This is a genomic window from Parapedobacter koreensis (assembly GCF_900109365.1).
GTDB lineage: Bacteria > Bacteroidota > Bacteroidia > Sphingobacteriales > Sphingobacteriaceae > Parapedobacter > Parapedobacter koreensis.
Window position 1 is genome coordinate 132,236 of record NZ_FNZR01000012.1, and the last position, 9,757, is coordinate 141,992.

The 9,757-nt window shown below is 38.6% G+C and carries 8 protein-coding genes; 4 read left to right on the top strand and 4 right to left on the bottom strand.

The genetic code is table 11. The features are described 5' to 3' along the window. Positions 1-388 precede the first annotated feature (388 nt). Both BMW65_RS22085 and BMW65_RS22090 read left to right on the top strand, forming a co-directional pair. Positions 389-3,403, top strand: a complete 3,015-nt coding sequence (locus BMW65_RS22085) for an HsdM family class I SAM-dependent methyltransferase (RefSeq protein ID WP_090608981.1) — start codon at positions 389-391, stop codon at positions 3,401-3,403. Then, entirely contained in the window at positions 3,400-4,086 is a 687-nt protein-coding gene (locus BMW65_RS22090; protein WP_218145490.1) for a hypothetical protein, read from the top strand. Before BMW65_RS22085 ends, BMW65_RS22090 begins: the two co-directional genes overlap by 4 nt. Positions 4,087-4,491: 405 nt before the next feature. Here the strand turns inward: BMW65_RS22090 and BMW65_RS24605 are convergent, their stop codons facing one another. Together BMW65_RS24605 and BMW65_RS24610 are read right to left on the bottom strand one after the other, a co-directional pair. Continuing rightward, entirely contained in the window at positions 4,492-4,836 is a 345-nt protein-coding gene (locus tag BMW65_RS24605; protein ID WP_317040505.1) for a PD-(D/E)XK nuclease family transposase, read from the bottom strand. Positions 4,837-4,862: 26 nt separating this feature from the next. Then, positions 4,863-5,429, bottom strand: a complete 567-nt coding sequence (locus tag BMW65_RS24610; protein WP_245747717.1) for an Rpn family recombination-promoting nuclease/putative transposase — start codon at positions 5,427-5,429, stop codon at positions 4,863-4,865. A 261-nt stretch (positions 5,430-5,690) separates the two neighbouring features. Between BMW65_RS24610 and BMW65_RS22100 the strand changes: the two genes are divergently transcribed. Next, positions 5,691-7,247: a type I restriction-modification system subunit M gene (locus tag BMW65_RS22100; protein WP_090608984.1), complete on the top strand. Its 1,557-nt coding sequence runs from the start codon at positions 5,691-5,693 to the stop codon at positions 7,245-7,247. Between the two features lie 55 nt (positions 7,248-7,302). Next, positions 7,303-8,478: a restriction endonuclease subunit S gene (locus tag BMW65_RS24485; protein ID WP_090608985.1), complete on the top strand. Its 1,176-nt coding sequence runs from the start codon at positions 7,303-7,305 to the stop codon at positions 8,476-8,478. A 26-nt stretch (positions 8,479-8,504) separates the two neighbouring features. Here BMW65_RS24485 and BMW65_RS22110 read toward each other — a convergent pair whose 3' ends face one another. Together BMW65_RS22110 and BMW65_RS22115 are read right to left on the bottom strand one after the other, a co-directional pair. After that, positions 8,505-9,155 (bottom strand): restriction endonuclease subunit S, encoded by a 651-nt coding sequence (locus tag BMW65_RS22110; RefSeq protein WP_177181262.1) that lies wholly within the window; start codon positions 9,153-9,155, stop codon positions 8,505-8,507. Positions 9,156-9,199: 44 nt separating this feature from the next. Next, positions 9,200-9,757: restriction endonuclease subunit S (locus BMW65_RS22115; protein ID WP_143053976.1), on the bottom strand; the 558-nt coding region annotated here is incomplete at its 5' end.

The window sequence follows — 9,757 nt, forward strand, 5'->3', positions numbered from 1 at the left end:
GCACGAATAAGGAATAATCCTATGCAAGCTTATTACACCACGAAACAGGAAAAAAGTATTGAGGTTGGCTGGGGAATGAGTTTTGACAGAATTTCAGCCTCAATAAAAATTATCCACATTGACGAACTTTCAACATAAAGACCCGATTAAAGCACTATTTTATACCTTTAACGCGGTGAGGTGTATTTTTTAGCTAAATATATTTGAAAAACTAAATAAATTAGTTATCATTGCGTTTGTAGCCATAATACAAGACTAAGATCACTTGAATATAAATTTAATGGAACACAACCACAGATTTCATATTCTTAGATTTCAAAATATACTTGGGATTTCTCCAAATAGAATTGCTTTTACAAACCATTTACGCCACTTATAGATTTGTTTAATGAGTAAGGAATTGGACATACCATTAGCAGAAGCTTTGGCAAAGTTTGATATGGAGGCGACAACGTCCTCTGGACTGAAATGGGTTTCGGACAAGGATAAAGAAGTCGACCCTTACATATTTATCGCGTTAGAGCAAGCAGCGGATTTTGGGGCTAAAGCAGTCTATTTGCGTTTTTTTGATAACGAAAGACCTCCGAGACCACAAGTGTATATTTATGCCTTCGATGACTTAGATACTGCGAAAGAAAAGGGGGCTGATATCCATCACCACTTGTGGAATGCCGGTGTTGTACCCTATGTTTTTATTTTTGGCAGCACGGAAATACTTGTATACAGTTGTGGGGAAAAACCAGTTATCAATAACGATGGAAATAGTTTTATTACTACGCCCAATGACACGATCAAACTTCTACATGAAGTACAAGCTGGGTTTGAAAAGTATAATGCTCGCCAATTTGATTCAGGCTTATTTTGGGATTCTGAGACGGGCAAGAATTTCAAATATGATCAAAGCGCTTATGAACAGTTGTTGCTACAGCTGAAGAATGTAAAGGCGAATATCATATCACGGGTCGGCACAGAAAAATCAGCGCTTGTAAAGCGCCTATTGATGATGCTTATCCTAATAAAGTACCTAGAAGAGCGAAAAGATGAGCACGGAAATGGAGCTTTAAATCCTAAAGAATTTTATACCGCTTTCAATCCGAACGATCCAACGCTGGAGGGTGTACTTTGTGACGCAGATACCTTAGCAGCGATGTTGGAAAGACTTTCGACTAAAGAACACTTCAACGGCCAAATATTCCATTTGGACCAAAATGAGCTAACGTTATTATATTCGATTGATTTAGAATTATTTCGACATTTCGTAAAGGGTGAAGTTTCCATTTTTTCGAAAGCCAATCAAGGCGTTGGTCAAATGTCATTATGGCGTCTTTACCAATTTAGCTACCTTCCTATTGAATTGATAAGCCATATTTATGAAGATTTCCTTGCAGATGATAAAGGCCAGAAGAAAAAAGGAGTAGTTTACACGCCTCCCTACTTGGTTCAATTCCTCATCGACCGTTGTATGCCGCTTAATACCCCCAAAGCGCAATTCAAAATATTGGATCCCGCATGTGGATCGGGCATATTTCTGGTCGGTGCCTTCAAGCGAATGATCCAGTGGTGGAGACTCAGAAATAACTGGGCGAAACCGACCAAAGAGCATATCGAAGAATTAAAGAGGCTATTGGTCAATAACATATATGGGTGTGACTTGGAAGATGAGGCTATAACCCTTTCTTATTTCAGCTTAGGTCTTGCGCTCTTAGATGCCTTATCGCCAAAAGAAATATGGAACAATGTACATTTTGATAATCTCGTCGGAACCAACTTATTTGCTGGGGATTTTTTCAAAACGCTTGGTGAGAAAAAACTGCCAGATGATTTTGATTTGGTGATTGGAAATCCTCCTTTCGACTCAAAACTTACCGAATGGGCAATTAAAATTAATAAAACAGCAAAGAATGAAAATCCTGAACGTCCGGATGTTCCAGACCAACAAATAGCGCTGCTGTTTTTGGAACAGTCGTTTGAACGGCTCAAGCCAAATGGTAAAACCTGTATGATCCTGCCATCCGGCCCGGTACTGTATAACACCAAGACCCATACGTTTAAGAAATACTTGTTCGAGCGAAACTACTTCAGTACAGTTTACGACTTCACAGCATTACGGGCAAGGCTATTCACCGGTAGCAGTTCAAAAGCAAAACCAGCAGTGGCTGCAGTGTTTGCGGAACGAGTTCCTCCAGACGGACATAAACCAGTAAATCATCTAATCTTCAGACGAACAAGGGCTTCAAGCGAAAAAATCGAATTTGAAATAGACCACTATGACATACATAAAGTAGCTTATCGGAAGGCGCTGACTAATCCTCGGGTGTGGCAAGCCAATTTTATGGGCGGCGGAAGATTACATAAGCTACTGGAACGAATTGACCCTAATCAGACCTTAGGTGCTTACCTCGATATCATGGAAAAGAATTATGGTTGGAAGGTCGCTGAGGGGTGGATTGAATCGTCTGATTCTAGTCCTCTTAAACGAATCAGTCAGCTTCAAAGCGAGCGAATCTTGACATTAGGAGAAGAAAAGGAATTAGCAGATTTAGAAGCCAAACATAAAGCTAATTGGATTACAGGGCATAATTTTATTGAAACTAAGAGTTTATCTGGAAACAGCACTTTATTAACGCCCAAGTGCACTGCTGAATACTTTCTTCGTCCTAGAAAAAAAAACAAGGAAATATTCCAACCGCCTCATTTACTTATCAAGGAGAGCGTCACTGGAAAAAAAATACCTGTTTTATACAGTGAGCAGTACCTGACCTTTAAAGACCAGATATTTGGAATTCACGCGCCTGAACAATTTGCGAAAGAATTGAAATCAATAGCCGCTACATTGTCGAGCAATCAGAGCGTCCCGTTGATGTGGTTAGTGAGTGGGAAAGTTGTAACGTCTCGTGAAGGAGTGCCAAATAAAGTGGATATACTATCTCTTCCTTATCCTCCGATGCAATTCGACAAAATAGAAAATATCTTACTAAACGATATTGCTAGTCACTACTCAAGCTTCAGGAAAAGAGGCGAAAAGAGTGATTTGTTGAAAAATCCGACCAGTAAGGATTTGAAGGAGTTCGGCCACATGTATTGTCACACCCTAAATTCTGTTTATAAAAACTTTAAACCGTTAGATCCGATAATCGGAAAAGAATTCATCACCTACCCAATCGTTTTAGGTAACGAACCGGAAATTGAAATTCCAACTGCGATCGAAGGAATAGAAGACAAAATCAGCAAATTGATTGACAACAAAGCAAGCAACAACCTATGGCTCAAACGTATTATAAAGGTATATCAAAAAAACGTTGTCTTCCTGTACAAACCGAACCAAAAACGTTACTGGTTACAATCCATAGCCATTAGGGATGCAGATGAAACGTTTATTGACCTATTCAAGCAGGGGAAATGATGAGCTATAGCACCAACAACACCTATGGCGTATTAAGTAGTGCACTAGATGGCACTATCGTTAACCATATTTACACTTACATAATTGATATCCTTGATCGATTTAAGGTAACAACTGAAGAAAATGAAAATGCTATTACCAACAAGCTATGCATTTCCCTAAACTTCAATAGAGGTGACCTGCCATTTTTCTTCCATCACCAAAACTTAGAAGACGAACATACCAATACTTCCACAGATTTTGCTGCGTTCGGTATATTTGGCTTCGACGAAACTTCCCCCGCCCTAATTAAGTTTGAGGCCAAACGGTTAAACTGTAAATTGCCCACAAAACGGGAACGTGAATATGTCATTGGTGAATACGAACTAAGCATACGCAAAAAAAACTCTGGGGGCATTGAACGTTTCAAAAATGGTCGTCACGGAAAGGATGTGACCCATGCTGCCCTAATCGGCTATATTCAAACCGATTCACCATCTATTTGGTTGGAAAAGGTTAATGGGTGGATACAAGATGAAATCAAAAGTTCAAGCGACCCAAGCTTACGATGGAATGATAATGACATCCTAAAAGCCGACAGCAACAGCGGTAGAGTTGCGTCCTTCACTTCGCAAAGCATAAGGTTATCAGGAGACGAATTAATAATGAAACATATTTGGGTGGATTTTGCAAATCTCGAATAGTGGACTTAACAGTTGTCACACATATGAAACTGGCAGCCGAATACAAAATCGACTGGAACAGATGCGAGGGCTGCTATATTCTCTATGGAGAAATCGGCATTATTGAGTAAGTTCCTCACTACTTCAGACTTACCTTCATTTATACCATCTCGTCTTACCGACTCAAACGCATTCTGCGTATTAAGCATAGGGCTTATTATTTCAGTTCTGCTTTGACCTTTAAGACGAAATCAACCGAAACATCAGCAAGAGATGCAACCCTTTCAACACTAAAATCAGTATTAAGTAAAAGGTTTTTCACAAACCGCTCGCTAGCTTCTCTTCTCACCGAATCAAACGCATTCTGTATCCCACTCGGCCTTTAAACTTGCTCGGTACATTTGGGTTGACATGGTAGATAAAAAATTAAAGGCTTTCGATCTCCTCAACGGATAGACCGGTGCCTTTGGCGATATCGGCTATGGACACGCCCATTTTTTTAAACTCCAGAGCAATCTTACGCTTCTCGGCCTCTGCTTTGGCACGTTCTTTTTCAGCTCCCTCTATAAGAGCCTCCCTCCGAACCGAATCAAATGCATTCTGCGTATCCCACTTAGCCTTTAAACTTGCTTCGTATGCCATACGTTCCTCCTTTCTTAGTTTTGCTACTTCTGATATCTTAAAAATAAGCTGAAAAATCCGCTTATCCAAAAATGTCGGGATCTTTTTCAAGGTACTCATGTGCTTCAACAGGTACATCCATTTGTCCATGTCGTTAAGCAAGTCGCCGCCACTTCTTACAAAATTAGGCAATTTATCAGATTCTTATCAGCTTTCATTGGCCTGATAGAGCCCTTACGGGGTTCCAAGAACTTAAAACCCAACTTATTGTAAAATAATTTTCCCGAAGTCTTTTCCATCAATGCGATGTCGTGGAAGTATTTGTCTTGCTCTTCGGCATCCATATTAAATTCCAAAATGCCAATAAGGTAAACCTCCGGCAGTTCGTAATCGTTTGATTCCCGTCCCTTCTGCAATAGCCGCTGAATAAGCCGGGATACATAGAACAACACCCTGTCCTTGAAATAATCCTGCCGAATGCGCTGCATTTCCACAATGAAGTATTCGCCGTTATCTCCACGACAATGCAAATCGAAAATGACGCGTTTGTCCGTACCATCATCTCCGTCATGTTCATTAGGAGCATATTCGAGTTCAGCAATATGCTTCTCCCCCTGAAACAGGTCATTCAGAAACTCTATCAGTATCTCCTTATTGGGTTCCTGTCCGAAAAGATGGCGAAAACCCCAATCCGTCAATGGGTCGATGAATTTTCCAATAGTAGGTTGTTTTGATTTGGTCATGTGCAAATATAAAACAAAAAAGACAATAAGACTAAAATATTTAGTTCTATTGTCTTTTTTTGTAAATGCAGATCTTTATTGATGTATAGATCCGCTATCCTTTACAAAAGCGGCAACCGTATTGCGATGTACACCCAAAAGACGGCCGATGCGGCAGCCCTTGCCAAATTATTGTTATTGTCATAGGTATTTCCATCCAAATTAATTACTATTGTCAGTAAATTAGGGATTGTAAACCCTAAATCTAAACAAAGCTTACCAATGTCAGAAGCACAGAAGAAAATATTAGAGCAACAGCTTTGGAATATTGCTAATACGCTAAGAGGGAAAATGAATGCGGATGAATTTCGCGATTACATTCTTGGATTCATCTTTTATAAATACTTGGCAGAAAAAATGGAGATTTATGCTAATTCCATTTTGAAACAGGACAATATACGGTTTAGAGATATCAAAGAAAATACGAAAGAGGGTAAAGAATATATTGAAGCGATAAAGGAAGAGGCCCTTGAAAGGTTGGGTTATTTCCTTAAACCTTCTGAGCTTTTTAGTGAGATTGCAAAGCGCGGAAAAAGCAACACGAACACGTTTATTCTTGAAGACCTACAAAAAATTCTGACTAATATCCAGCTGAGTACCATGGGCACGCAAAGTGAGGAAGATTTTGACAGCCTCTTTGAAGACATGGATCTCAATAGCACGAAGCTTGGGAAAACTCCCGAAGCAAGAAATGCAATCATCGCAAAAGTACTGGTACACCTAGACGAGATTGATTTCAAATTGGAACATACCGAACTGGACGTATTGGGTGATGCCTATGAATATCTAATCGGCCAGTTCGCAAGTGGTGCAGGAAAAAAGGCAGGAGAATTTTACACACCCCAGGAGGTATCGAAGATATTAGCCAAATTAGTAACTACAGGGAAAAACAAACTTAAATCTGTATATGACCCTACATGCGGGTCAGGCTCGTTGTTGCTCCGCGTGGCTCGGGAGGTGAAGGACGTGAATAATTTCTATGGGCAGGAAATGAACCGCACGACATACAACCTCGCGCGGATGAATATGATTTTGCATGGCGTGCATTATCGAAAATTCGACATCAAACAAGAGGACACTTTAGAACATCCACAGCACCTTGGTTTACAAGCCGAAGCGATTGTAGCGAATCCTCCTTTTTCAGCCAAGTGGAGTGCCAACCCACTCTTTATGACGGATGACCGTTTTAGTCAGTATGGAAAACTGGCCCCAGCAAGCAAAGCAGATTTCGCTTTTGTACAGCATATGGTCTACCATTTGGCAGAAAACGGAACAATGGCTATTGTATTGCCACATGGAGTTCTATTCCGTGGTGCCGCAGAACTCCAAATACGCAAATACCTAATTGAGCAAAAAAATTATTTGGATGCCGTTATTGGTTTGCCTGCTAATATTTTCTACGGAACCAGTATCCCGACTTGTATTCTGGTATTTAAAAAGTGCCGTGAGACTCCCGATGATATTCTATTTATTGATGCCAGCGGGGAGTTTGAAAAGGTGAAGAACCAAAACATGTTACGAGAGCAACACATCGATAAAATTGTAGAAACCTATCGTAGCCGGGCTGTTATCGAAAAATACAGCTACCTGGCCACCTTGAAAGAAATTGCCGAGAACGATTATAACCTTAATATTCCGCGCTACGTCGACACGTTTGAGGAGGAAGAAGAAATCGACATTCAAGCTGTAATGCGAGAGATAAAAGAGCTCGAAGCCAAACGTGCTCAACTCGATGTTGAAATCGAAGGTTACTTTAAAGAACTAGGCCTAGTATTTTAGTTTTTTGCACCTAATAATCCCTAATTTTTATAGCTAAGATAATTGAATCACCTAGATGGCGAATAAGAAATTAAAAGTAGGTAACGTTCCCAATTTGAGATTTCCGGGGTTTGAGGGGGAGTGGACAACGAAGAAGTTGGGGGACGTTACGGATAAGATAAATAGTGGAAAAACTCCTTTAGGTGGCGAATCAGCTTATACCGACCGAGGCGTCCTTTTCATTAGGAGCCAGAACGTTAGTGATAACCAGCTAGAGTTGAAACATTCGGTATTTATTCCAGAAGAAGTAAATAGCCAAATGAGGAACAGTATTGTTCAACCAAACGATATACTATTGAATATTACAGGAGCATCATTAGGCAGAAGCTGTGTTGTACCCCACAACTTTGAAGTCGGAAATGTCAGCCAACATGTTTGTATTGTAAGGTTAGATAAGGAACACGTTCCGCGGTTTATCCAACCCTTTTTTTCGTCGATTAAAGGCCAAAATATATTTAAAAGCTTGCAAACTGGAAGTGGTCGCGAAGGTCTGAATTTTGAAAACATCAGAAACGTAAAGTTAAATTTTCCGGCTATCGCGGAACAACAGAAGATAGCCTCTTTTTTTTCGTTGATAAATGAGCGTATCCAAACCCAAAACAAAATAATTAAACAATTAGAAACCTTAATTCAAAATTTTAGAAATGATATATTCCAACGGAAATTAAGGTTTAAAAATGAAATTGGCGGTGATTTTTCTGAATGGATAGATGTAAAAATTGGGGATATACTGAAAATTGGCAGTGGTAAAGACTATAAGCATTTACGGCCCGGCAATATTCCAGTATTTGGAACTGGTGGGTTTATGACATCAGTTGATGATTACCTACATAACGGAGAAACAGTCTGTATTGGAAGAAAGGGAACTATTGACAAGCCAATGTATTACGATGGGAAAATTTGGACTGTAGACACGTTATTTTATACACACTCATTTCAATCGTGTATTCCAAAGTTTATATTTCATCTCTTTAAAACAATTAATTGGTTGGAATTCAATGAGGCATCCGGTGTCCCAAGTTTATCAAAAAGTACAATAGAAAAATTAAAAGTGCAGATTCCCTCTTTAAATGAGCAAAATATTATTTCAAATTTTCTCTTTCGAATAGATCAGAAAATCCAGACTGAAAAGCATATTCTAAGGCAGCTCGAAAAGCAGAAAAAAACATTGTTAAAACAACTGTTCATTTAAATTAAAGCTGCCTAGCAGACTTAAACTTAAACAAACAGATTTTGCGACAAAAATGTCTTTTGATTTTCTAATTTTTTCAATAGCTGAGTTTCAATTTCAATTTTTGAGTCCAAAGACGAAAATAAGCCCACGATTCGAGTTTGCTCTTCTATGCAGGGAATCGTTAGCGAAATATTGGATAACCTACCAGTTGATATACTCAAAACTTTTGACCCTTGAGATTCTTTTTGTATCTGGGTTCTCACTTTATCTGATTTAAACAAATAGCCACAAAAACCTATTGAAAAAGTCTTATTAATCGGTCGAGCTAAAATTGTATGTAATCCAGCAACTAGCTTTTCTTTATTTAAATTAACAATCTCGATACTTTTGCCTACATCATTCAAATCCTCCGAAGCATCTGCAAGAACCATATCACCAACTTCGCAATAATTCTCTTCGTTTATCCTATCAATGTTTACATCAAGGTCTATATAAGGAACGTTTTCTTTTTCAATATCAAAGAGAGTTTGAAATTTTGTGTGAATATCGCCATAGTGGATATTTTTCACCGCGCCATGCTGATAGTTTAGTTTTTCTCTAGAAAGTGAGTTGGTAATTTTAAAAGAAAATAGTTTACCTATTTTTTTTTCTTCCCATCTTGGAAAGCTATTTCCGCCACAACCATTAAATCTCAATCGTTGAGTAAAGATAGCTTTAAGAACCGATAGCTTTAACGACCCTAATTCCCTAATATTTTGTTTTGGGTTTGAATTCTTTCGTCAAGTAAAGCTAAAAATGAAGAAATTTTATTCTGCTCATTGAGCTTTGGCAAGCTTAAAGAAAGAGAAGCTAATTGACTTGAATATAAATGTACTACGGAAATACCCTGTGCCAAATTAGCTATTTCCATTTTCTTTTTACTGTTTAGATAATAAGATAAAAAGACTCCATTATTCTCGGTCTTGATAATATTCAAATCACCTCCTAATGCAATCCCAGATTTCAAAACACAGGAAGCTGTTGCTATATCGATTGTTGTTTCGCCAGAAGCAGGAATTATAACATCATTCTTTTCACTTAAAACTAAAACCGATGTGTTTACATTAGTCTTGGACTTTATTTCGTTGATAACTTCTCTGTATTGTGTATAGAGTTCGCCATATCTTATGCATTCAGTAATTCCATTCTCTTCAATATCATTTTTAGAAATTCCTTTTCCTTTTGAAAACGTAGCAATCTCCCCCAATTTCTTAGTTTCCCATTCCTCAGTAAATTCAGGAAATCTCAAATTGGGAAC